Here is a 23,623-nt window from a genome sequence, read left to right on the forward strand (position 1 = left end):
TCGCGCTACGCGTACCGGCCGATGACGGGGACTTTCTTCCACAGCGTTTCGATATGCAAGCGATGGCGGAAAAACCACAGGGTGATGCCGTAGACCGCGCAGAGTGTGACGCCGCCGACGATCAGCATCCCGAAACTGGTGCCTCCCCACCACCCGAAGAGGGCGCCGCCGCCTCCGAACACGACGACCGGTGCGATCATCGCCGGAATCAGCTTCATCGGCTGCAGATTCACATGCATGCCGCGGTGCACCTGAACGGCGGCGATGAGATTGTCGACGACGACCACGACGACCCAGGTGACAGCCGCACCCCAGATGCCCCACAGCGGCACGAGAGCGAGGTTGCCGCCGATGCTGAGCGCCAGCGCCACCGACTTGTTGTACATCTGCCACGTGCTCTTTCCTCCCTGCAGCAGAATGCTCTGCAGCATCCCGCAGGCGGTCTGGAACATCATGGCTGCAGCGAGCAACATCATCGGCCCCCACCCGATGATGAACTCGTCGCCGAAGATCGCCAGTACGGCGGAGCCCATCGAGATCAACAGCAGGTAGAAGGGCCAGTTCATCAGGATCATTGCTCGCACGACCTTGGTGTGCAGCAGGGTGGAGTCTTCGAAGCGATCACGGGCCAGCAGTGCGGAGATCGTGGGGGAGACGGCCACGCGCATCGCCTTGTCGACGACACCGCCCGCACGGGTGGCGCGAGTGGCGACGGCATAGACACCGGCAGCCGCGGGCGACGCGACGGCCGCGATGATGAGCACGTCCGCCCATTCCAATGCCGTCTCGAGCCCGGAGCTCACCGATCGGGGAGCGTTGAAACGCCAGAACGCGCGGAAGCTCGGACGTGTTTCCGCAGTGGACTCTGCCCGTCGGCGGATATCGCGGATCAGCGGCGGGGCGATGACAGCCGCGGTGATGAGCACCCATACCGGCAGGGGCCACAGCCACGCCTCGAACGCGCCCCAGGCTGCGACTGCCGCGATCGAGACCGCGAACAGCACGGTGAGCAGCCTGCTCGCCGGCAGCAGCACGCTCTGCAGCAGTGTGAACGCGGTCACGCCGCGCAGCATGCGCGCTGAGATCTGCAGAACGCCGATCAGGGCACCCAGCACAACGAATGGCGCCATCGCGCGCAGCAGTGCCGCGAGCCCGTCCGCATCAGCGGGTGTTGCCAGCCAAGCGCTCAGGGCATCCGCCAAAAACCACACCGCGACCGATGCCGCGGCCGACACGACAGCGACCGGGGCCGCGGCGTACACGATGATGCGCCATTCCGCGCCGGCCCGTTCGAAGGCTCGCTGCTCGGAGATGAAACGCACGATCCCGCTGTTGGTGCCCAGTCGCAGCACCTGAGTGAGGATCGTGAAGATTCCCATCGCCTGGAAGAACAACCCCGTGCCGCTTGCACCGAGGGTATTTCCGACGATCGCCGTGAGAACGAGGGCGGCGACCGCGGCGAAGGCTGAGCCGAACAGGCTGATCACGCCACTGCGTGCGAGGCGTTCACTCTTCATTCTTGGCTCGGGCGAAGGGAACGGGTTCGGTGATCCAGTATGACGATGAGCCGAGGTATTTCTCTCGGAGTAGCACGGCAAGCGCGATGCCGACGAAGACGAGCTGGCGGTCCAGTCCGTAGAAGATCGAAAGGAACACCGTGACGACCACGCTGGTGTGGATCCACACGGCAGAAAGGTTGGGCGCGTCAAAGGTGCGGACAGCGCCGAGCACAATCATCCCGACGAACAGGAAAAGCCCGACGAGCCCGAAGCAGAACATCGCGTTCCAGATGGCACCCTGAGTGCCCACGTGGATCTCGCTCATCAAACTCGGGCGCGGTGCGCCGTAGCCGATGATCGGCGATTCCAGTGTCCGCTCCCAGGTTTCCAGGTACAGATCACCACGACCCTCGGTCGTGTCGACTGTCTCCTGGCGGGCGATGATTCCGTCTAGAACGCCCGACAGCAGCAGGATGACCGCTCCGGCCAGCCCGAGCACCGTGACCCAGAAGAAGGCCAGGACGCGACCGCGGATCAGCAGACAGAACAGAACGTAGATGACGGCACCGGCGAGTCCGATGAACAGGCCGCGGTTCGTGGTGGCGATCGCCGGCGGGATCGCAGCGACCAGTGCGATCACCAGCATCCACATTGCGCGCGCGGTGCGGTGCCCGATGGCCGTTCCGATCGCGATCGGTGTGAGAACGGCGATCGCGGCTCCCCAGCCGTTGGTGTACGAGAACGGAGCTGAGGGCCGGACGAAAGGCTCCTCCGCACCCCAGGGAGTCTGGATCTCCGCCAGGGTCGGGAAGACGAGCTCGGCGACGTAATCGTTGCTGGTGAGCGCGTCGGGCATCAGCCGGCCGACGGTCATCGTCAGCTGAGCGTCGGGGAAGAACATCCCCAGATAGCCGCCGACGATGATGAACAGCCAGATGAAGGTCAGGCCGTTGAACACGCGCTTGGGCGACAGCGAGGTGCGGGCGTTGACGATGTAGACCATGATGATCGCGAGCGCCAGGAACTGACTGAATCGAACTCCCAGCCCCACGCCGCGGCCGAGCTGGTCGATCATCAGGGCGGAGGGGATCATCCACAGGACGAAGCCGATCCACGGGAGAATGCCCGGGACGAACAGAATGCGCCGCCGCATGATCAGCAACGCCAGCATCGGGATCGCCATGATCACGGAGACGAACGGCAATAACCCCAGCAACCAGAAGATCGGGTAACCCCATAAGACCGTGAGCACCGGCCAGGCCGGCAGGACCCGGGGTTCGACTTCGAGGCTCGCATCCTGACCGGTCGCTGTGATGAGCGACCGGCTGGGCGAGCGAATGAGAGCGGGTAGGTGATTCAGCGGTGACCTCACAGCGCTGCGAGCTGGACGTACTTGCGTCGCAGCGATCCGGAGAACATCAGCACGTGCCAGGCGAACAGTGCCGTGTAGAGCACGGCGAATACGAGGGGCAGCCCGAGAAATACCAGCGCGAGATAGGTCGTGGAGGTGTCATGCGGCTGTTTGACGAACGACGTCAGGATGCCGGCGGACGCATCCGACGCATCGCGTGGCTGCTTCGGCAGCAGCTTCTCTGCGAGCAGCTGAGACAGGAACCATGCCGACACGAGCGCCGAGAACAGGGCAGCCATGAGCACGAGCCAGAGCGCCGCGTCTGTGCGCAGCAGATGGATGGCGATCGCGATATGCACGAGAGGTGCACGGATACCGTCGACGACGTGATCGAGCCATTCGCCGGCCGGTCCGCCGCGGCGTTGGATGCGAGCGAGCTGCCCGTCGGCCGAATCCAAGATGTAACCGAGGAGGAGGAGTACAGCAGCAACCGGCCCAGCCCACCACGCCGTGACACCGGCGAGGACCCCGACCCCGAGTGCGCCGAACGTCGCGCTCAGAGCGGTGACGCCATTGGGGCTCCATCCCCATGCCGCAGCGATCACGGCGACCTGGCCGCCGAGTGGGCGGTTCACCCAACGCAGGTACGCCGGAACGCCCGCCCCTGATTTTTGTGCAGAGGCAAGCGCGTGCCTGGCCTGCGCCGTCGTAAGCCTGCTCATTCGCGAAGCATACTCAATGCGAGCTCGAAGGTGAGGTCGGGTGTTGCCCGCCAGCTCGCGTGCGTCGATGCCGCGATGATGTTCTCCCCCTCCTGGAGCAGCGCAGCCGGCACGGTGAAGGCGACGGGGGAGGCGGACGCTGTCGAGTGTCGCGGTGCGATGGTCGTGTAGGTGTTCTGTGTGATCGGGCCGTCGGGCAGGTTTGCCCGTCCCAGTTCCACGCCGTTGAGATAGAGCACGACGCCGTCGTTGGCAATCGCGGTGACTGTGCCGTCTGCGACCGAGCCGGCGTCGAGCACGGTGAATGCGTGTCGGAACTGGGCGCTGAGCGGATTGCTGGGAATATCGACGGGTTCGATGTCGGTTGTGACACCGGTGAAACCGCGGCCGAAGAGTCCGGTTCCGGTCGCCCACGCGGAGTCGTCGAAGGCAAGTGCGTTCCAGTCTTCGGGCAGAGCGTCGTTCGAGTACCGCCAGCTCCACACCGAAGCGCCGTCGACGGTGACCGGAAGTTCGTTCTCAGCAGGCGGCGCCGTCGTGCTCGCCTCCACGGTGGCGGGCGGAGACACCAGGCTTCCCAGTCCTGTGGCGGTCACGCTGTAGGCGTACGCAGTGGTCGCCGTCAGCCCCTCCTCGGTGAAGGTCGTGGTCGCCGCATCCACAGCGCCGACGTTCTCGCCGCCTCGGGTGATCACGTATCCGGTCGGGGCGGCGCCTTCGGCAGGAGCCGCCCAGGTGAGAGTCACGGAGGTTGCGGTGCTGGTCGCAGCCAGTCCCGTCACCGGGTTCGGTGCGGATGCCATCTCACCCCGCTCGGCGGTGTATGAAAGCTGGAAGCTGAGGTCGGTGGTTGCCCGCCAGCCGGCATGTGTGGATGCTGCGATGACGTTGTCTCCGTTGATCAGCAGACTGGCCGGGACGGTAAAGGTCACGGGGTTCGCGGCCGCCGTCGAGTATCGCGGCGCGGAGTTCGCGTACGAGTTCTGCGTCAGTGTGCCCTCTGGCAGGTTCGAGCGGCCGAGCTCGACGCCGTTCAGATAAACGACGACGCCATCGTCGGCGATCACGGTGACCGTGCCGTCGGTCAAGCTGGCTGCTTGAACAACGTCGAAGGTATGCCGGAACTGTGCGCTCAGCGGGTTGCTCGGAATGTCGACCGGTTCGATGTTCGTGGTCGCACCGTTGACACCGCGTGCGAACAGGCCGGTGCCCGTTTCCCAAGCGGAATCATCGAACGCCACCGAGTTCCAGTCCGAGGGCAGCGCGTCATTCGAGTAGCGCCATGACCACAGTGATGTGTCGTCTACGACCACCGGCAGCTCGTTGGCATCCGGCGGTGGTGTCGTGGTGACGACTGCTGTCGTGGGAGGCGAGACCAGGCTGCCGAGGCCGTTCGCGACAACCTCGTAGGTGTATTCGGTCTCCGGCGATAGCCCCGTGTCGGTGAACGTCGTCGTCTCAGCATCCGTCGTTCCCACCGCTTCGCCGTCGCGGGTGACCGTGTAACCGGTGGGCGCGGTGCCCTCGGCCGGCGCGGTCCACGTCAGCGTGACTGCGTCAGCGCTACTCGTACCGGAAAGAGCGGTCACCGCATCCGGAGCCTCGGGCATCTCGCCGCGATCCGCGGTGAACGACAGCTGGAAGCTGAGATCGACGGTCGCCCGCCAACTGGCGTGCGTTGCGGCAGCGATGACGTTGTCACCGTTGACGAGCACGTCGGCCGGAACCGCGAAGGTGATCGGATTGGCGACCGCCGTCGAGTACCGCGGTGCCGAGTTCGCGTAGGAATTCTGGCTGAGCGTCCCCTCAGGCATGTTCGAGCGGCCGAGTTCGACGCCGTTGAGATAGACCACGACGCCGTCATCGGCAATCACGGTGACGGTGCCGTCGACGACGCTCGCGGCCTCGGTCACCTCGAAAGTGCGGCGGAACTGCGCGCTCAAGGGGTTGCTCGGGATGTCGACCGGCTCGATGTCGACCGTCGCTGCGTTGACGCCCCGGCCGAAGAGACCGCTTCCGGTTTCCCAGCCGGAGTCATCGAAGTCGATCGCATTCCAATCGGACGGCAGTGCATCATTCGAGTAGCGCCAGCTCCATTCCGACTCGGCGTCGGCGAAGACGAGCGCAGACTCAGGCAGCGGAGCCACCACAACCGCGGGCGTTGACGCCGAGCGGTTGCCGGCATTATCGCGAGCGCGGACGAAGTAGCTTGCCGGCTCGTCGGTGACCGGAACGGTATATGCCGCCGTCGTCGTCGACGCAATCACCCGGTTCTCACGCAGTACCTCGTAGGTCACGCCGCCGACGTCGGAGGATCCACCCCAGCTGAGGTTCGTCTCGGATACGCCCGCAGGGACCGCATTGATATCACCCGGAGTGGTTGGGGCCGTTGTGTCTGTCGGTGCGAACCGGACGTATCCGCCCGACCACTGCGCAACTCCTCCCGAGCGCACCGAGCGGCTGAAGTCGCCGCCGACCCAGAGCACGCCGGTTGAATCGTAGAAGGAACCCCAAGCGCCGTAACCAGCACGAGCCTGCAGCGTGGGCGCCCAGGCTGCGATGTAGTCGCCGGTTGTGGCATCCCAGGCGCCGATCAGGTCTATCTTGTCGGCTTGCTGCCATCCGGTCCCCGGGTTGTTCCACGTGTAGGCGTCCTGGTAGACCCAGTTGCCGCAGTGGCATCCGGCGATGACAAGGGGGCCGTTCGTCTCGACGGTCTGGAAGTCTCCGCCATCGTTGGTGATGGAGCCGCGCAGCAGCGTGAAGGTGGTGCGGTCGTAGGCGAACAGCGAGTGTTCGGAGCCGCCGAGCCAGACCTTGTCGCCCGACTCCTGGACACCGAGCTGCCAGACGTTGCCGGTGATGTTGCCTGCGCCGTCGGTGCCCGACTTCGAGAAGCGAGGAACCCACAGAGGGTCGACCAGGGGAGCGTCAGGGGCAGTCTGGATCGCTGCCGCGCTCGGAGTCGAGGTGCTCTGCTTCATCTTGAAGTACCCCGAGAAGTAGGTGCGATCTCCCTGGTCAGAAGCGTCCACCGAAACGGATGTGCCGTTGAGGAACGCGTTCCAACGGATGTCGGGCTGACCAGTGGTCAGGTCGATGCGCCCGCCGTTCCAGGTGCTGGCGCTAGGACTCGAACCCACCGGTGTGAGGTGGGTGAACGATCCGGCGACGTACAGATAGTTGTCCTGGACATCGAGCCCGCGGATGTATGGCACACCACCGGTCGAACGGTGCTCGGCGGCCACCTGCCAGCCGGAGAGCGCTCCGGTAGCAGGGTCGAGGAACGCGAGACCCGGCTGCGTGACGCCGTTGACGACCGAGAACTGCCCGCCGATCGCGATGCGGCCATCCGGCAGAGTCGCGATCGCTTTGACCTGCCCGTTCAGCGTTGGCCGGAATGACGGATTCCACTGCCCTGTGTTGACATCGAACGCGGCCAGATTCGACTGCTCGACCTGATCAGCGCCTGCCTGTGTGCGCTGCACGTACTTGAAATTGCCGCCGACGATCACGTTGCCGTTGGACTCGCCGAACGCGGCGACTTCAGTGTTGAGTTCGCCGTTGCTGCCGTTGGCGAATCCCGAAACGCCCCAGTTCGTCGTCAGCGCGTCGCTCTCCGGAATGGCGTCGACCGTTGTAGCGGGCGACCCGGTGTCAGGAACCGAACCGAAATCGAGCTCGGCCAGCGTCAGCGTGGGCCGGAGGAAAACCTGCGTGAACGGACGGGCGTAGCCCTGCCTGCTCGGGCTCCACAGATAGGAACTGCTATCGGTGCTGCCGCCGACGTTCGACCCGAACGCCCAGCCGTTGAGGTAGCTGTGCGAGGACTGCTCGGCGAAGACGACGCGGTTGTACTGGTTGTTGTTGCCGAAGTTCCTGGTCTGTCCGCCCGATCCGTTGGAACCTGCGAATGAGTAGTTCTGCACCCGGTGCTCGGCACCGAAGGACCAGACCCACCGATCGCGGTGCACGAAGTTGAAGCGGGCCTCTTGCCACTGCGTTCCGCCGGTGTTCGTCGCACGGCGTAACCTGATGCCGTCAGCCAGATCGTCGACGTCCTCGCCGTTGAGGAGCCCATCGATCATGGCTGACGGCAGCTGTGCGGGAAGGAAAGCGCCTGTGCCGGTGATGGTGCCGCGCACCTGGGCTGGCGTGCGCAGACCGTTGTAGCCCTCCTTCCATGCCTCCCGTCCGCGGCCGATCAGCACCCATCCGCCGCCGTCGGTGGTCTGGTCGCAGTAGAACTGCTCGGGAGCCACCAGCTCGGGCGTCACCAGCCAGTAGATGCCATCGCCGGAGCCGGGATGGCTCTGCTTGATCTCCCAGCACGAGGCGGCAGCAGTCTCCTGGGTGAGCCCGTCTGGCAGCGCCGCATCTGCTGCGGTGGCGGGAGTCGGGACAAGCAGCGTCGCGATCATCGCCGCGATGGCCAAGGCTGAGCCGGTCGCAATGCGCGCGGTCCGAGACCGGCGCGGGATGGAGATGGTGTTCATCATCGTCTTCCGTAGGTGGGTACTCGGCCGGTCAGACTGCGGGGCAGTCTTGCTCGTCCGGGATGTCATGGGTGGAGATCTTCCAGGTGTCGTCTTCGAAGACAGCTCCGTAGACGTGGGCGACGGGATGCCCCGGGTTGTACAGCGCGGCTTTCAGTGAGTTGCCGGCCGCATCGGTGACGTCGACAGCGGAGGCGTCGATGCAGACCTTCAGCGTCATAGTGGCGGGCGCCGCGTCCAGGTCGGCGGCGATCGTGGTCGTACTGGTGACCACGGCCTCTCCGGTCTGCCGGTAACCCAGGTCGTACTGCTCTTGCGCCCGAGCCTGCAGCTCGCCGAGTACCCAGCCGGTCGCGATCGCGTCAACGCCGACGGCAGACCCGTCACCGCGCAAACCGATCTCGTCCGTTGCCGCCACCAATGTATCGACGGCATCTGTGGCGCGTTCGGTTTCGACCTGTTCGTCACCTGTCAATGGCGCAGCTGTCGGCGGTGTCACCGTTGTCAGCGGGTCTTCGGACATGTTCTCGTCATCGCCGGTGTTTCCCGATGCCAGCACCTCGTCCGGTTCTGAGGCGGAGGGCGGGGCTGTCAGCGCAGGCACCACAAGAGCGATGCCGATGCCGACTGCCGCGATAGCGGCCAGCCCCGCGATCGTCTGCGGAATCCAACGGCGAGGTCGAGGCTGTGCCTCATCGGATGTGTTCATCAGTACGCCCCCTTCGGCTGCACCATTGCCCGACCTGTGCGCCACATGATCTGCAGATCGTTCATCACAGACCAGTTCTCGACGTACTGCAGATCCAGCCGCACGCTTTCGTCCCAGGAGAGATCGCTGCGGCCAGAGACCTGCCAGAGGCCGGTGATTCCCGGCTTGATGTAGAGGCGGCGGAAGACCGTCCCGTCGTACGCGGTGACCTCGCTCGGCAGTGGAGGCCGCGGACCGACGACGCTCATGTCGCCGGTCAGCACGTTCCAGAACTGCGGCAACTCGTCCAAGGACAGCTTTCGCAGCACCTTGCCAACGCGCGTGACGCGCGGATCGTCTTTCATCTTGAACAGCAGCCCCGCCCCTTGGTTCTGCTCTTTCAACGCGGCCAGTTGCTGCTCAGCATCCGTCCTCATCGAGCGGAACTTCACCATGCGGAATGTGCGCCCGTCGCGGCCGACGCGCTCCTGACGAAAGAAGACCGGACCTGGCGCGTCCAACTTGATCAGCAGCGCGATCACAGGAGCGATCAGGCCGATCGCGATGAGTGCGACGGCGGATACAGCGATATCCAGCGCGCGCTTGAGCAGGTGCACCCCACCTTCGTAAGTGGGGATGCGCACCTGGATCAGCGGCAGCCCGTCGACCTGACGAAGCGAGATGCGCGGTCCTGCCACATCCGTCAGACGACTCGAGAGCACGAGCTCGGCGGCAGTTCCTTCCAACTGCCAGCTCAGGTGCTTGACGAAGTCGGCGTCACCATCGGGCCGGCTGGCCACGATGATGGTGTCTGCGCCGAGCTGAGTTGCCGCAGCCGCAACGGTCGTGACGTTTCCAACCACCGTGTACTGTGTTTCGCCAACCACGATGTGGTTGGCATTGCGATCCAGCAGCGTCGTCCCCACGACGAAGTAGCCGTTCTCGCCGCTGGTGCGCAGCGAGTTGATCACATACTCGACGTCCTCTGTGGCGCCGACGACGAGAGTACGCGAGACATACGCGCCGCCCAGTCGCTGGCGCTGCAGCCACCGCCGCCAGCTCCACCGTGCGACCAGGAGCCCCAGCATCCCGGTCGGCAGAGCGATGACGAGCAGAGGCCGCAGGCCTTCCCACTCCATGAGGATGCCGACAATCGCCACGACCCCGAACGCGAGCCCGCCGGCGTGCGCGACACGACGGTACTCGGTGGTGCCCGAGCCGATGATCGCAGCTGACCGCGTGTTCAGCGCGGCCAACATCACATACAGGGTCGCGACCAGAAGGATCGCACCGCGGAGGATGACATCGGTCGCTGTCCCGATCAGGGACAGCTGAATCAGCGCCGTCAGCGCAGCGACGGCCGCAATCACCGCGGAGTCCGTCAGATTCAACCGCAAGCGGTAGCGACGCTCCCACTGCTGCCGTCTCTCCAACGTCGCCGACACTCGTGGTGCGGCAGCGTCATGCGGTGTAACTCTGGTCGCGCGCGGCGCGACCAATGGCGCGAACTTAGACCCGCTGCGCGTGAGCTGCAGCGCATCCTCGACGGACGTCACGCTGCTCTCCGAGCCGTGAATGTACGCAGAAATCCCCAGTGCGACATGTGTTCCCCAGTGTTCCCCAGACCGCGAGCAAACGCTCTCGGTACATGTCTGCATTCCCGACCCCTCGGGTCCTGCTCCTTCTCTGTGATCCCACATCACAGAGGATGAACACCATTCCCACACAGTGTTCGTTCGCAGCAGGTACTGCAGACGATGGTCACTCTAGCGGATCTCGGGCGTGAGGGGAAGATAATTCACGCGAATGGAGGAAACAATCCGATCGGTCGATTCGTCCGAGAAACGCCGGCTCAGGCGTTTTCGGGTAGACTGGTGGAGCAATGTGAAAGATTCGCCGCAATTCCGGTGCGTCATGTTGCCACTGATCAGGGCCGTAAAGGACCGCACGCACCGACGCGCGCGGCATCCGCTCTTGGTCTCAAGAACATGAGGTGCGCTTGCGCGCGCCCACCCAAAGCAATGAGCAACACAATGAGCAGTACCACCACCTATTCACCTATGCCCCTGAGCTGGAAGCAGGCAGACGACAACATCTATGTCGCAACCCGCGGGGGAGAGTACGCCGGATTCGTCGAATCCGACAGCACCGCACACGTCGCCTACGACAACCACGGCGTCAACCTCGGTTCCTTCACGAGCCTCGTCGACGCGCGCCAGGCGCTCGAAGGCACGCCTCGTCGCAGTATGCGCTCCATTCGACAGACCCTGCGCCGCCACCTCTCACGCGTCCGCGCTTAACGAACACTTCTGCGACGTATACGCGTTGGCGTATACGGCCGGGCGTAGCCTGAAGAAAGCACGGGGCATCCGCCTTTGCTACCCCAGCTCACGGGCTCCGATCGGCAGGAGAGCAGTATCGCCACCTCAACGGTCGCGGAAGCGACCAGCAACACTCTCGGACCAGTACGCCAGACATACGCTGGCAACGCCGACTTCCCCCCGATGGCGAAGGCGTATAAGAGCGTGTTGCAGGTGGTTAAAGAAACTGGCCTGCTGCGGCGAGCGGTCTGGTTCTATGCTGTTGTCGCCGCTGGCATCGTTGTAGCTCTCGGCGGGGCGATCACCGGGTTCATCCTGCTCGGCGACAGCTGGTTCCAGCTACTCATCGCGGCAGCTCTCGGCATCATCTTCACCCAGATCGGATTTCTCGGCCACGAGGCCGCGCACCGTCAGATCCTGACGTCGGGCCCGGCGAACTTCCGTCTCGCCCGCATTCTCATCGGGCTCGTCGGCATGAGCTACTCCTGGTGGGACAACAAGCACACCAAGCACCACGGCAACCCGAACCAGGTCGGCAAGGACCCGGACATCGCCGTCGATACCATCTCGTTCCTTGAGGAGGATGCCGCCAAGTCGCGCGGCTTCATCCGTCTGATCACCCGCAAACAGGGGTGGCTGTTCTTCCCGCTGCTCACACTGTTGGGCCTCAACCTGCACTTGCAGGGGCTTAAATACCTCTTCACGAAGAAGGACGTCAAGGGTCGGTGGCTTGAGATCGGCCTCATCGTGGGACGTCTTGCAGCCGTGCTGGTGCCCGTGTTCATCATGCTCCCGCTGGGGATGGCATTCGCCTTCGCAGGTGTGCAGTTTGCCGTCTTCGGTGTCTACATGGGCATTGCGTTCGCTCCTAACCACAAGGGCATGCCGATCATCGAGCCGGGCGCCCGACTGGACTTCTTCACGAAGCAGGTGCGCACCTCGCGCAACATCTCCGGCGGCTGGTGGGTGACCACTTTCCTCGGTGGCCTCAACTACCAGGTCGAGCACCACCTGTTCCCGAGCATGCCTCGCCCATACCTGGCTCAGGCGCGCGAGATCGTTCGTGACTACTGCCTCGCCAACGACGTGCCGTACACCGAGACCACGATCCTCCGCTCGTATGCGATCGTCATCGAGTACTTGAACCGGGTGGGACTCGCCGCAAGCGACCCGTTCGACTGCCCCGCGGTGGCACAGTTCCAGAAGGCGTAGCCTTCCGACCACCAACTTCTGCGGCGAAACGCAACTTCTGCGGCCAGATCCTTTGGGATCGGCCGCAGAAGTTCGTTTCGGCCGCGAAATTTGCGCCCCCGACTGGCTAGAGCAGCCCGAGTTCCAACGCGAGCGTGACGGCGCGGGTGCGGTCTGAGACGCCGAGCTTCTCGAACACATGGAGCAGATGCGTCTTCACCGTCGCCTCGCCAATGAACAGTGACTTCGCGATCGCGGGATTACTGCCCCCAGCGGCGACCAGACGCAGCACGTCGATTTCGCGCGGGCTCAGTTGTGGGCGATCTTCGGATGCCATCCGCATCCGGGTCACGAGCGTCGCCGCGATCGACGGCGCGAGCACCGTATGTCCTTCGGCGACGGAGCGGATCCCGGCGACGATCTCCTCGTGAGGCGCCGCCTTCAGCAGATACCCGCTGGCGCCGGCCTCGATCGCACCCAGGATGTCGTCATCGCTCTCATAGGTGGTGAGCACGAGCACGCGCACCTCCGGCAGTTCTTCGGCGAGTTTGGCGGTGGCCTCCGCACCCGAGAGTCGAGGCATTCGCAGGTCTATCAGCACGACATCCGGGCGCAATGTGCGCGCAAGCTCGACGACCTCGACACCATCGGATGCTTCACCGACGACCTCGAGTCCGTCATCCAGCGAAAGCAGGCCGACGATACCGGAGCGCACGATGGGGTGATCGTCGGCGACCAGGACGCGGATCATTCGGATACCCTCTCAGCGGTCAAAGAGCTCTCGGCCGTTAAGGGAATGCGCACGGTCAGGGCCGTGCCGTTCGGCGCCATGTCCGCTACGCCCAGCGCTCCGCCCACCAGGGCGACTCGATCACGCATACCGGAGAGTCCGAACCCTCGTCCGCTATCGATCGTCGCCTCCCGTAGCCCCTGGCCATCGTCGCGCACGGTGAGAGTCGCGTCCTCGCTGATCTTGAGAACGACGGATGCGGCGCTCGCCGCAGCATGCTTGCGGACGTTCGCGAGGCCCTCTTGCGCACATCGCAGCAGGACGACCTGGATGTCGCGGGGGACGTCGCACTCAGACGCCTCGACGCGCACGGCCACGCCAGTCTCGTGCTGGAAGCGCTCGCCCAGTCGGTGCAAAGCATGCGCCAGCGATCCGGACGGCGTGGACGCTGGAGACTCGACGACTACAAGCGCTCGCGTCTCGCGAAGCGCATCCCGCGCTGTTTCCTCGATCATGGCGATCGTATCGGCAGACCCATCGTGTCGGGCGCGTTCGGCGAGCATCACGATGCTCGTCAGGCTCTGGGCGATCGTGTCGTGCACCTCGCGGGCGAGGCGCGAACGCTCGGCGGTAGCGCCAGCCTCATGGCTTGCCGCCTTCAGGCTCTTCTGCGCCTCGGTGAGATCGGAGAGCAGACGCTGACGCTCAGCGCCCCAATCGGCGATGCGCGTGATCCACAGACCCAGGGCGAGACTGAACGCCGCCGACAGGAAAGAAGTGATGAATCCCGCGATCACGGTCTCCTGCTGGAACCCGCCCCACACCGAATAGGCGAGACCCAGCACAACCGCGTTCGTGAGCGTCACGATAACTGCCTGGGGGACGGAGCGTGCTGTCATCCAGATCAGCGGCAGCACGATGGTCTGCAGCAGGAGCATGTTCGGGTCGAGTAAGACGCCGACCGCGAGGAGCGCGACCAGCGATACCTGGAGAGTCGCGGACGTCGCCGGAGACGGCATCGGTGCTTCGCTGATACAGACGTACCGGCGAGCGCCGAACGCGTAGACGGCAAGGATGCCGGCCGCGACGGCGACCAGCATCCACGGTGATCCGACAAATCGGGGAGTGTCCACGAACGCGATGATCGTGATCACGATGAACAGCGCGCCGCTGGCGATGTCCCACCCCAGACGTTCGCGGCTGCTCGTGTTCATATGTCCACTCTTCCACCCCGATGAGAGGCGCGCGCCACTCATCCGTTGCGATGGATCCAACGGAAGGTGAGCCTGCTGATCACGAGTCCGACGACGAGCCACCCGACGAGCACGAGCGCGATGAGCCCGAGATCCCAGGATCCGCTGACTTCGGCGGCTTTGAATGAGTCCGGAAGGAACACCGAGCGCATGCCCTGCGCGATCCACTTCACCGGTAGCACGCCCGCGGCATTCTGCAGCCACTCGGGGAGCATCGAGAAGGCGATGTAGACGCCGGAGATGAACTGGATGAGCAGCACGATCGGGATGACGACCGCGGCGGCGGACTTCCCCGTACGGGGAACGGCAGACAGCGCGATTCCGAGCAGAGTGCAGGTGATGAGCCCGAGAACGAAGACCCAGGCGAAGCGGCCCCAGGCGGCAGCATCCGCCGGCAGCTCGACGCCGTAGAGCGCGACAGCGACAACGATCAACAGGGCGATCTGCATGATGGCGGTGACGAACACCTCACCGAGCTTGCCGATGAAATAGGTGAGGGGCGCAACCGGGGTGCCGCCGAGGCGCTTGAGGGTGCCGTCGCTCTTCTCCGCTGCAATCTCGAGCGCGGGGCCCTGCACGCCCGAGAGCAGGATGCCGCCGGCGATGAGCCCCGGAAGGTAGTAGGTGGCCATGCTCACGGCATCGGGTCCTTCGCCGATGTCGCCCGTGAAGATCGTGGCGAAGATGACGTACATCAGTGTCGGGAACAGAAAGGTGAAGAACACCTGGTCGCCCGCGCGGAAGTACTGGCGCAGCTCGAAGGGGACGCGCCGAAGGCCGAGGCGGAAGGTGCGTGCCAGGCCGAACCTCTCGGTGGCGGTCACTGTCGTGGCGTTCATTGTCGTGGCGTTCATGTTCACAACTCCTGAGAAATAGCGGAGGCGGCGACGGGGATGTGCGTATTTCCGGGGTCTGTCTCCCGGACGGGCGGCAGATCTCCGGAGTTGTGCGCGGCGTTAGCGTCGGACTGCTCGCGAATCAGGCCGAGGTAGATGTCCTCCAGAGTGGGGCGGACGATTTCGAGGCCGCGAGGCTCACCGCCGTCGCGGAAGAGCTCTGCCACGACGGAGCCTGGCTTGTCGGTGCGCTCCTCGCGTGTCGTGCCGTCGGCGTCGATCCAGCGCACGAGGGGGATGCGGGCATCCGCTCCGCCGATCTCATTGATGCGGCCGATCGCGGAGATCTGACCGCCCGTGATCACCGCCGCACGGTCGCCGAGTTGGGCCGCCTCGTCGAGGTAATGAGTGGTGAGCAGGATGCTGGTTCCTTCGGCTTTGAGCGAGCGGATCAGATCCCAGAACTGGTGACGTGCCTCGGGATCGAAGCCCGTCGTCGGCTCGTCGAGGAAGAGGACCTCGGGTCGGCCGATGATGCCGAGGGCGACGTCTATGCGACGCTGCTGCCCGCCGGAGAGTTTGCCGACGCGTGTCTTCTGCTTCTGTTCGAGTCCGACCGCCGCGATGACCTCGTCAATGTCACGGGGTCGGGGGTAGTAGCCGGCGAACTCGGTCAGCAGTTCCCTGACAGTGAAATTTCCGGCCTCGCCGGTGGACTGCAGGACGATGCCGAGCCGTGCCTTCCAATCCAGCCCTCCGCGCTGCGGATCGACGCCCAGCACACGGACATCGCCGGACGTGCGTTTGCGGTAGCCCTCGAGGATCTCGATTGTTGTCGACTTGCCTGCACCGTTGGGCCCGAGCAGCGCGAAGGTCTCGCCACGATGGATGTCGAAGCTGATGCCGTCGACGGCGGTAAAGCTGCCGTAGGACTTTCGCAGGTCACGAACCTCGATCACGTTTTCCGTCATGGTTCCAGCATGGCGGTGGAGCTACGGCGGTGCCAGCGGTGGGGAGACTGATATCGGCATCCACTGATCGGTGGATGCCAACCCTTTCGGAGCACCGGACGATTCGCTACCTTGTGGGCATGGACGATTACTCAGGGTTGGCGGCAGGACTGGGGATCGGCGCGCTCATCTTCGCGCTGGTGATCTACCTCGCTGTCATCGCGTTGACGCTATGGATCGGATATCTGATCATGCGGACGGCGGTGAAGAACGGCATCCTCCGCGCTGATGCAGAGAGGGCGGCGCAGCGCCCACCAGGCGTATACGGTGCACCGCCCCAGGGTGGGCACGGTGGCCCGCAACAGCATCGCTGACACCGAAACCCGTGACCCGGCCTAGGGTCGAAGTATGGCTGAACTGCACGACCTGACCGCGATCGAGCAGCTGGCGGTGTTGCGGGCGAGCGACGTCAGCCCCGTTGAGCTCGTCGCGCATTATCTCGACCGGATCGAGCGCGTCAACGGCGCGGTGGGAGCCTTCGTCGAGGTGACGGCGGATGCTGCGCTCGCGCGAGCCGCATTGCTTTCGGCTGCTGCGCCCGCGGGGGCGCTGTGGGGTCTGCCGTTCGCCGACAAAGACCTCGTGGCTCGCGCGGGCGTGCCGACACGATTCGGCTCCCAGCTGCACCGCGACTTCGTTCCGGATGCCACAGCCGATCAGGCGGCGGTGCTCGATGAGGCCGGGGGGATCAGCCTCGGCAAGACGAACACCCCCGAGTTCGGATTGACGGGATACACCGAGTCGAAGGTCGCGCCTCCCGCGCGAGACCCGTGGAACACGGACAACGGCGCGGGGGGATCGAGCGGAGGGGCCGCGACCGCTGTGGCTGCCGGGCTGCTGCCGCTCGCCCCGGCTTCCGACGGTGGCGGGTCGATTCGAATTCCCGCCGCAACCGTCGGAGTCGTCGGACTGAAGCCGTCTCGGGGGAGGATCTCATTCGCATCCGGACTCGACAGCCCCGGCGGGCTCGCAGTCGCCGGCCCCATCGCGCGCACCGTCGCGGATGCCGCACTGCTGCTGGACGTGCAGGTCAGCGGACGGCCGTATCCGTACGCCACCGGGGCACCGGAGCGCGGCTCTTTCCTCGATGCGGCGACGGCGGCCACGGCATCCGCTCGCATCGGCGTGACGATGGTCTCACCCTGGGATGACGACGAAGACATCGCACTCGACCCGGACGCGGCGCGCGCTGTCGACGTCGCGATGGCGCTGCTGACGGATGCGGGGCAGGGCATCGACGAGTTCGACTGGCGTCCGCGCGGGTACGCGGAGATGTTCACCACGATCTGGCGCACGAGCGCTGCGCGAATGACCCTGTCGGATACTGAGCTTGAGCTGGTCGAGCCGATCACCGCGTGGCTCGCCCGCGAGGGGCGCGCCCTCAGCGGCACGCAGGTGCTGGATGCGCTCGCCGCTGCGACGGTGTTCGAGCGCGAGACGATCACCGCGTTCGCACCGTTCGACGCAGTCCTGACACCGGCGCTCGCGCTGCCGCCGCGGCCGATCGGATGGTTCCACCCGACCGACGCAGCGGAGAACTTCTCGCAGCAGGTGCGTTATGCGCCGTACTCGAGCTTTGTGAACGTCGCTGGGCTCCCGGCGGTGGTGGTGCCGGTGATGCTGGATGCCTCGGGGCATCCGGTAAGCGTGCAGCTCATCGGGCGACCCGGAGGGGAAGCGGCGATCATCGCACTCGCCGCGGAACTGGAGCGCCGCACAGGCGCACTCCCTCGGCCCCCTGTCTGGGACGCCTGATGGCTGGTGTGCGGGATGCCGGCGATCCAGCCCCTTGACGTACCGCGCATCGGATGCTCAAATATCACACCGGAACTGAGCTCGAGGGGGCAGCATGTGGGGTCGCATCAGAGCGAGCAGTGATCGCGGACTGCCGGGCGGCAGCAGCCATCTGAACCGAATCGAACCGTTCACATTCGGACTCGTCGGGGCTCTGGGTGTGCTCGTGGCGCTTCTGATCGGCGCGATCGTCGGTCAGCTCGCGACGGTCTTGATCTACGTCGGAGTGGCGCTATTCCTCGCCCTCGGCCTCGACCCCATCGTGGTCTTCCTGGAGAAGCGGATGCCGCGTGCGGCGGCGGTGAGCGTGGTCGTCGCCGGAGTACTGGTGATCTTCGCCGGCATCCTGCTCGCGATCGTGCCGATCATCGTGCGTCAGATCGCCAATCTCATCGAAGATGCCCCGATGCTGATCGAAGACGTGATGAGCAGCGACTGGTTCACACAGGTGACCGGCCAGTACGCCGCCGAGATTGCGAACGCTGCCGATGGTGCTCTGGAGTTCATCCAGGATCCCGATAACCTCGGCCAGATCGGCGGCGGGTTGATCGCTGTAGGATCGGGGATCGCCAGCGGGGTCACCGGGGTGATCATCGTGCTCATCCTGACGCTGTACTTCATGGCGTCGCTTCGGAGTATGAAGCGGACAGCCGCGCGGTTCGTTCCCGCGTATCGGCGGGCGCGCTTCACGGAACTGCTCGAGGACGTGTCAACAGCGGTGGGGCGCTACGTGATCGGCCAGGCCAGTCTGGCCTCGATCAACGCAGTGCTGACGATCATCTTGATGAGCATCATCGGGGCGCCGGTGCCGGCACTGCTCGCGCTCATCGCGTTCATCGGCTCGCTCATCCCGCTTGTTGGAACCCTCAGCGCATCGATTATCATCTCGCTCGTCTGTCTGATCGACGCACCGGTCACCGCGTTGATCGCAGCCGTCTACTACCTCATCTACATGCAGATCGAGGCGTATGTGCTGAGTCCGCGCATCATGAGCCGAGCAGTGTCCGTGCCCGGTGCGATCGTCGTGATCGCGGCGGTCGGCGGCGGCGCGCTCGGCGGAATCCTCGGTGCGCTGGTGGCGATCCCGGTGATGGCGAGCATCATCATCATCGTGCAGAAGGTGCTGTTTCCCGCGCAGGACCGGAAGGTCGTGCCGCCCGACGCGGAGGTGGGGGTCATCGCCTAGGCGACAGCATTCAGAGGCGAGTCCAGCCTTCGATGGGCGCGTCACTCATGAGTCTTGCCTGGATCGTCGAGCTTCGCGGACTGTTCATCGGCGGCATCCTGTTCGTCCGCAGTATCTGCGTCGACGACGATGATCGGAAGCGACGAGGTCTCGAAAACTTCGGTGAACGCCTCGTCTACGGGCACGTCGATCCAGGGGTGATCGTCCTGGGAGTGATCGTACTCACTCGGGACGAGCGCGAAGTCGTCACCGAACTCGGCCAGCCCGGTGCGCACGCTGTGTCGCAGCGCTTGCCGCGCATACTTGTCGCGCAGGATCAGCGGATCGCGGCCGAGATCCTTCATCAGCGCGATCATCATGAATACCAGGATGATGGCGAATGGCAGCGCCGCGATGATCGTCACGTTCTGCAGTGCGCGCAGACCGCTTCCCTCGACCCCGGTGACGAGCAGAACCGCAGCGATCACGCCGACGAGCGTGCCCCACGTGATCGTGACCCAGCGCTTGGGCGTCGGGTCGCCCTGCTGCGACATCGTTCCCATGACGAGTGACGCCGAGTCGGCGCCGGTGATGAAGAAGATCGCGATGAGGAGCATCAGCATGATGTTCGTGATGCCGGTGAGCGGCAGGTTCTCGAGCACGCCGAAGAGCACATTCTCCGGCGGCGTCGTCGCCAGTTCTACTCCGTTCATCTGCAGATCGATCGCGGTTGTTCCGAAGATCGCGAACCACACCAGAGAGATCAGCGATGGAACGGCGATCACGACCAGCACGAACTGCCGGATCGTGCGGCCACGGGAGATCTTGGCGATGAACATGCCGACGAACGGCGACCACGAGATCCACCACGCCCAGTAGAAGATCGTCCAGGATGCCAGGAACTGCTCCGTCGCCTCGCCTTGCGCGCCCGAGCGACCCATCATCTGGGGAAGGTCATTGATGAACTCGAAAGCGATTGCCGGGATCATGTTCAGGATCAGCAGCGATGGGCCGACGAAGAAGACGAACAACGACAGCACGATGGCCGCTACCGAGTTGATATTCGACAGTGCCTGGATGCCCTTGGACACGCCGGATGCTGCGGAGGCGATGAAGCAGGCGGTGAGGACGGCGATCACGGCGATGAGGACGCCGTTGCCGATCTCGCCGATGCCGGCGACGAGCTCGACTCCGTGACCGATCTGCAGAGCGCCGAGACCGAGAGACGCCGCCGTTCCGAAGAGCGTCACGAGGATCGAGAAGATGTCGATCGTCTTGCCAATCGGGCCCGTCGTCTTGTGCTCGCCCAGCAAAGGCGCGAACACCGACGAGATGAGCGGCGTGCGCCCTCGTCGGAAGGATCCGTATGCGATTGCGACGCCCACCAGTGCGTAGAAAGCCCATGCCTGCGGGCCCCAGTGATACAGAACCTGGGCCTGTGCGGTCTGCATGGCCTCGAGCGTTCCGCCTTCGACGGTTCCCGGTGGCGGGTTGTCGAAGAATGTCAGCGGCTCTGCGGCGCCCCAGAACACCAGGCCGATACCCATGCCCGCGGCGAAGAGCATCGAGATCCAGGAGAACATCGAGAACTCCGGGGCTTCATCGTCGCGCCCGAGGGGAATGCGGCCGTACTTGCTGACGCCGAGGAAGATCATGAACAGCAGGATCGCTGTGGCCACGGAGGTGAACAGGACTCCGGTGTACTCAATGACCCAATTCAGTGTGGACTGCGCAGTGGTGGAGAGGCTCTCGCCGCCGAGGATGCCCCAGCCGATGAATGCGACGACAAAGGCCGCTGCGACACCGAACACCAACCAGTCGGTGCGATACACCCGTCCGGTCTGCTCGACCCCCACGCCGGGGATCAGCGCCGGGTGCACGCCCTTCGGCGACAGGTCCTTCAGGCTGCGCGCGATATTTCGTGCGACTTTCACCGCGCGTGTGGGCGGGCGTGCTGTCGATGACCCGGCTGTGGCGTTCTTCCGCGTTCCCTGATCGCTGTTCACGAGACCCATACTTGCAGTGTCTGCGTCGTAGCGGAGGTAGGGTGAGCAGAAACGGAGGGATGCCGCAGTGATCACTCGGTTCGAAGAGCTTGACTGGCAGCCCACCGCGATCGGCGACCTGATGCTGCGACGGCGCACGGAGCCGTCGGTGGGTCAGGAGATCTACGAGGTCAAACTCGGTGACGAGTACCTCATGTCGAGTCTGTTCACGGTGGCGGAGGAAGAGCTGGCGAATCTCGGACTCGCCGCTGTCGAAGGCGATGATCTGTCCGTCCTGGTGGGAGGCCTCGGGCTCGGGTACACAGCCGTCGCCGCTTTGCGTGACGAGCGCGTGCGCGCTCTCACGGTGATCGACAGGCTCGGTGCGGTGATCGGCTGGCATGAGCGCAAGCTGCTGCCGGCGTCGACCGAACTCGTCGAAGATGCTCGAACGACGCTTGTCGAGGACGATTTCTTCGCCATCGTTCGGGCTGAGCCTGCGGCGGACTGTGCCGAATACTCGGCCATCCTGCTCGACGTGGATCACTCACCGCGACACCAGCTGGATCCCACCCACGCCGATCTTTATACGGCGGCGGGGTTGCGGGCTCTGGACCGGCACCTCGCAACGCGTGGGATCTTCGCGCTGTGGTCGGATGATCCGCCTGACGATGTCTTCATGATCGAGTTGAACGCGGTGTTCGACGATGCCGTCGCGCATGTCGTGGACTTCGACAATCCGGTCACGGGTGGCGTGTCATCCAATACGGTCTACGTCGCGCGCAGTCGCGGCTGACCGAGACTGCGCGGGTCAGGCTCAGCGGCGGACGCGCGCGCGGGATTTCGCCACACTGGCGAGCGTCGCGCGCAGTGGCGTGCCGAGGTAAAGTCCGAGCGAAGCACCGGCCGCGAGGCCCACGCCGATCGTGGCAGCCAACACGAGCGGGCTGATGCCGGCTAGCATCCCCTCGACCGTTCCGTCAGAGTCGACGATGCCGAGCAGCCCGCGGAACACGGCGGAGCCGGGCACGAGGGGGACGATCGCCGCGGTGGTGACCGCGACCGAAGGAACATGCTGGTTGCGGGCGAGAAGCACGCCGATGAAGCTGGCAAGGAGAGCCCCGACGCCGCTCGCACCGGCCGCGTGGATGTCGAGCAGTATCGCGAGGTTGTAGCCGATGATCGCGATCACGCTCAGCAGGGCGCTGACGACGATGATGCGCATCCCGGCGCCGTTGAACAGGGCCACGGAGACCGCAATGATGATGGCGCCCGCGATCTGAGCGGGGAGCGATCCGAACGGCAGGGTGTCGGTGGGCAAGGCCATGCTGAAACCGACGAGGCGGGCGAGTTCCAGTCCGATCAAGATGCCGAGCACGACCCCCAGGGTCTGCATCGTGAGGTCGAGGATCCGGCCGACCGCCGTTACCGCGAACCCGTCGATAGCATCCTGAGCGGCACCGACGACGGTGAGTCCGGAGAGCATCAGCACGATGCCCGATGCGACCATGATCGACGGTTGCACGTCAGTGAACGGCGTGATGTTCGCAGCGCCCAACGCTGACACGATGGTCGCGACGGCGGTGATGACGAATGCGCCGGCAGTCTGGCTGAAGAACGACGGCACCTGAATGCGTGCCAGCCCTGCCTGGGTGAACGCGGCCCCGAGCGCTGCGATGAAGGTCAGCAGCATCATCAGCGGTGAGGCGCTGAACAGGAACGCGACGCCGACGGTGAGCAGTGCGCGCGAAACGATCACGACAATCGGGCGGTACAGGAATGGCGTGCGGCGGATGACCCGGAATGCCAGGCGTGCTTCGCCGAGCTCCATCCCCTCGCTGATGTCGACCAGGAGCGCTTGCAGGCGCTGCAGTTTTGCGTGGTCGGGTGACGCGGCTTTGACCACGCGCAACAGGGTCGTGGGCCAGTCCTCCTCACCGCGGTGGTACGAGACGTTGACCGAGTTGTAGGTGACGTCAACGTGCACACCGGTGAGTCCGTACACCTGGGCGACGCGGACGATGGCGAAGGTCACGTCGTGCGCGGAGGCACCGACCGTGAACATCGACTCACCGATCCGCAGCGCGAGGTCGAGGATCTTGACGACAACAGTCTCGTTGAGCACCGGATACGCCTCGGTGAGCGCGACCTCGGACGGATCGGACCGGATCACACGGCGCACGGTGCTCAGCAGCCGCCAGGGGTGTTCGCGAGGCATGTACCCATTCTCTCCGCGCGACGGCTGAACGTCACCCTTGCGGGACAGAGTCTGCGTTCTGGTTCGGATGAAGACGGATTCGACCACGGAGGAACGGCAGCGTCGGCGCCCGGTATTCCAGCGCCGGCCGGTCGTGCGGTTCGAGGGTGAAGTCCGCCTGTCCGAAGCGCCAGAGCCGGTTGAAGAGAAACACGCCCACTGTCACCGTTCGGTCGGACGGCACCTGCCACGTGCCCAGGCCCCACTGCGTCGGCTGTCCGCGGCCTTCGATGATCAGTGTTGGTCTGACGCCGGCGTACAGAGCGAACCAGGGCTTGTGTAAGGTCAGCTCGATGCGGCGACTCTCGTTGTCAGCGTTCACCTT

At 64.8% G+C, this 23,623-nt stretch carries 18 protein-coding genes and 2 pseudogenes; 6 read left to right on the forward strand and 14 right to left on the reverse strand.

Annotated features, from left to right (window positions below; translation table 11 throughout):
• Positions 1 to 5: 5 nt before the first annotated feature.
• The 7 genes and pseudogenes from ACSS7Z_RS02980 to ACSS7Z_RS03010 all read right to left on the reverse strand — a co-directional run.
• Positions 6 to 1,517, reverse strand: a complete 1,512-nt coding sequence (locus ACSS7Z_RS02980; RefSeq protein WP_438252970.1) for an oligosaccharide flippase family protein — start codon at positions 1,515 to 1,517, stop codon at positions 6 to 8.
• Entirely contained in the window at positions 1,507 to 2,871 is a 1,365-nt protein-coding gene (locus tag ACSS7Z_RS02985) for an O-antigen ligase family protein (protein WP_438252971.1), read from the reverse strand. Before ACSS7Z_RS02985 ends, ACSS7Z_RS02980 begins: the two co-directional genes overlap by 11 nt.
• On the reverse strand, positions 2,868 to 3,572 hold the full coding sequence (locus ACSS7Z_RS02990) for a CDP-alcohol phosphatidyltransferase family protein (protein WP_438252973.1): 705 nt from the start codon (positions 3,570 to 3,572) through the stop codon (positions 2,868 to 2,870). The genes ACSS7Z_RS02985 and ACSS7Z_RS02990 overlap by 4 nt, the downstream gene beginning before the upstream one ends.
• The gene (locus ACSS7Z_RS02995) at positions 3,569 to 8,068 is read right to left on the reverse strand and encodes a fibrinogen-like YCDxxxxGGGW domain-containing protein (RefSeq protein WP_438252974.1); all 4,500 of its coding nucleotides are present in this window, start codon (positions 8,066 to 8,068) and stop codon (positions 3,569 to 3,571) included. The genes ACSS7Z_RS02990 and ACSS7Z_RS02995 overlap by 4 nt, the downstream gene beginning before the upstream one ends.
• Before the next feature lie 31 nt (positions 8,069 to 8,099).
• On the reverse strand, positions 8,100 to 8,777 hold the full coding sequence (locus ACSS7Z_RS03000; RefSeq protein WP_438252975.1) for a hypothetical protein: 678 nt from the start codon (positions 8,775 to 8,777) through the stop codon (positions 8,100 to 8,102).
• Positions 8,761 to 8,811, reverse strand: a pseudogene (locus ACSS7Z_RS03005) (hypothetical protein); the annotation flags it as partial. The gene ACSS7Z_RS03000 and the pseudogene ACSS7Z_RS03005, both read right to left, overlap by 17 nt.
• Positions 8,792 to 10,456, reverse strand: a pseudogene (locus ACSS7Z_RS03010) (sugar transferase); the annotation flags it as partial. The pseudogenes ACSS7Z_RS03010 and ACSS7Z_RS03005, both read right to left, overlap by 20 nt.
• Before the next feature lie 333 nt (positions 10,457 to 10,789).
• Between ACSS7Z_RS03010 and ACSS7Z_RS03015 the strand changes: the two are divergent.
• Together ACSS7Z_RS03015 and ACSS7Z_RS03020 are read left to right on the forward strand one after the other, a co-directional pair.
• Positions 10,790 to 11,056, forward strand: coding sequence for a hypothetical protein (locus tag ACSS7Z_RS03015; RefSeq protein WP_438252976.1), 267 nt, complete (start codon positions 10,790 to 10,792; stop codon positions 11,054 to 11,056).
• 117 nt (positions 11,057 to 11,173) lie between these two features.
• Positions 11,174 to 12,289 (forward strand): fatty acid desaturase family protein, encoded by a 1,116-nt coding sequence (locus ACSS7Z_RS03020; protein WP_438253066.1) that lies wholly within the window; start codon positions 11,174 to 11,176, stop codon positions 12,287 to 12,289.
• Positions 12,290 to 12,395: 106 nt separating this feature from the next.
• Here ACSS7Z_RS03020 and ACSS7Z_RS03025 read toward each other — a convergent pair whose 3' ends face one another.
• From ACSS7Z_RS03025 to ACSS7Z_RS03040, 4 genes are read right to left on the reverse strand one after another with little or no spacing between them, the layout of a single operon-like run.
• On the reverse strand, positions 12,396 to 13,019 hold the full coding sequence (locus ACSS7Z_RS03025; protein ID WP_438252977.1) for a response regulator: 624 nt from the start codon (positions 13,017 to 13,019) through the stop codon (positions 12,396 to 12,398).
• A complete protein-coding gene (locus tag ACSS7Z_RS03030; protein WP_438252978.1) occupies positions 13,016 to 14,212 on the reverse strand; it encodes a sensor histidine kinase in 1,197 nt (398 codons plus the stop codon). The genes ACSS7Z_RS03025 and ACSS7Z_RS03030 overlap by 4 nt, the downstream gene beginning before the upstream one ends.
• Positions 14,213 to 14,250: 38 nt before the next feature.
• A complete protein-coding gene (locus ACSS7Z_RS03035) occupies positions 14,251 to 15,105 on the reverse strand; it encodes an ABC transporter permease (protein WP_438252980.1) in 855 nt (284 codons plus the stop codon).
• A gap of 2 nt (positions 15,106 to 15,107) precedes the next feature.
• The gene (locus ACSS7Z_RS03040; RefSeq protein ID WP_438252981.1) at positions 15,108 to 16,058 is read right to left on the reverse strand and encodes an ABC transporter ATP-binding protein; all 951 of its coding nucleotides are present in this window, start codon (positions 16,056 to 16,058) and stop codon (positions 15,108 to 15,110) included.
• A 119-nt stretch (positions 16,059 to 16,177) separates the two neighbouring features.
• Here ACSS7Z_RS03040 and ACSS7Z_RS03045 point away from each other — a divergent pair, with 119 nt between their 5' ends.
• The 3 genes from ACSS7Z_RS03045 (at position 16,178) to ACSS7Z_RS03055 (ending at position 19,077) form a co-directional block, all read left to right on the forward strand.
• The gene (locus ACSS7Z_RS03045; protein WP_438252982.1) at positions 16,178 to 16,411 is read left to right on the forward strand and encodes a hypothetical protein; all 234 of its coding nucleotides are present in this window, start codon (positions 16,178 to 16,180) and stop codon (positions 16,409 to 16,411) included.
• A gap of 34 nt (positions 16,412 to 16,445) precedes the next feature.
• Complete coding sequence (locus ACSS7Z_RS03050; RefSeq protein WP_438252983.1) at positions 16,446 to 17,852, forward strand: amidase; 1,407 nt, start codon at positions 16,446 to 16,448, stop codon at positions 17,850 to 17,852.
• Positions 17,853 to 17,946: 94 nt separating this feature from the next.
• Positions 17,947 to 19,077, forward strand: coding sequence for an AI-2E family transporter (locus ACSS7Z_RS03055; RefSeq protein WP_438252984.1), 1,131 nt, complete (start codon positions 17,947 to 17,949; stop codon positions 19,075 to 19,077).
• A gap of 41 nt (positions 19,078 to 19,118) precedes the next feature.
• Here ACSS7Z_RS03055 and ACSS7Z_RS03060 read toward each other — a convergent pair whose 3' ends face one another.
• Entirely contained in the window at positions 19,119 to 21,071 is a 1,953-nt protein-coding gene (locus ACSS7Z_RS03060; protein ID WP_438252985.1) for a BCCT family transporter, read from the reverse strand.
• Between the two features lie 58 nt (positions 21,072 to 21,129).
• On the opposite strand from ACSS7Z_RS03060, the gene ACSS7Z_RS03065 reads away from it, so the two are divergent.
• Positions 21,130 to 21,837: a spermidine synthase family protein gene (locus ACSS7Z_RS03065; protein WP_438252986.1), complete on the forward strand. Its 708-nt coding sequence runs from the start codon at positions 21,130 to 21,132 to the stop codon at positions 21,835 to 21,837.
• 21 nt (positions 21,838 to 21,858) lie between these two features.
• Here ACSS7Z_RS03065 and ACSS7Z_RS03070 read toward each other — a convergent pair whose 3' ends face one another.
• Positions 21,859 to 23,259, reverse strand: a complete 1,401-nt coding sequence (locus tag ACSS7Z_RS03070; RefSeq protein ID WP_438252987.1) for a threonine/serine exporter family protein — start codon at positions 23,257 to 23,259, stop codon at positions 21,859 to 21,861.
• 31 nt (positions 23,260 to 23,290) lie between these two features.
• Positions 23,291 to 23,620, reverse strand: coding sequence for a hypothetical protein (locus ACSS7Z_RS03075; protein ID WP_438252988.1), 330 nt, complete (start codon positions 23,618 to 23,620; stop codon positions 23,291 to 23,293).
• Positions 23,621 to 23,623 lie beyond the last annotated feature (3 nt).

It is taken from the genome of Microbacterium wangyouchuni (genome assembly GCF_051546305.1).
GTDB lineage: Bacteria > Actinomycetota > Actinomycetes > Actinomycetales > Microbacteriaceae > Microbacterium.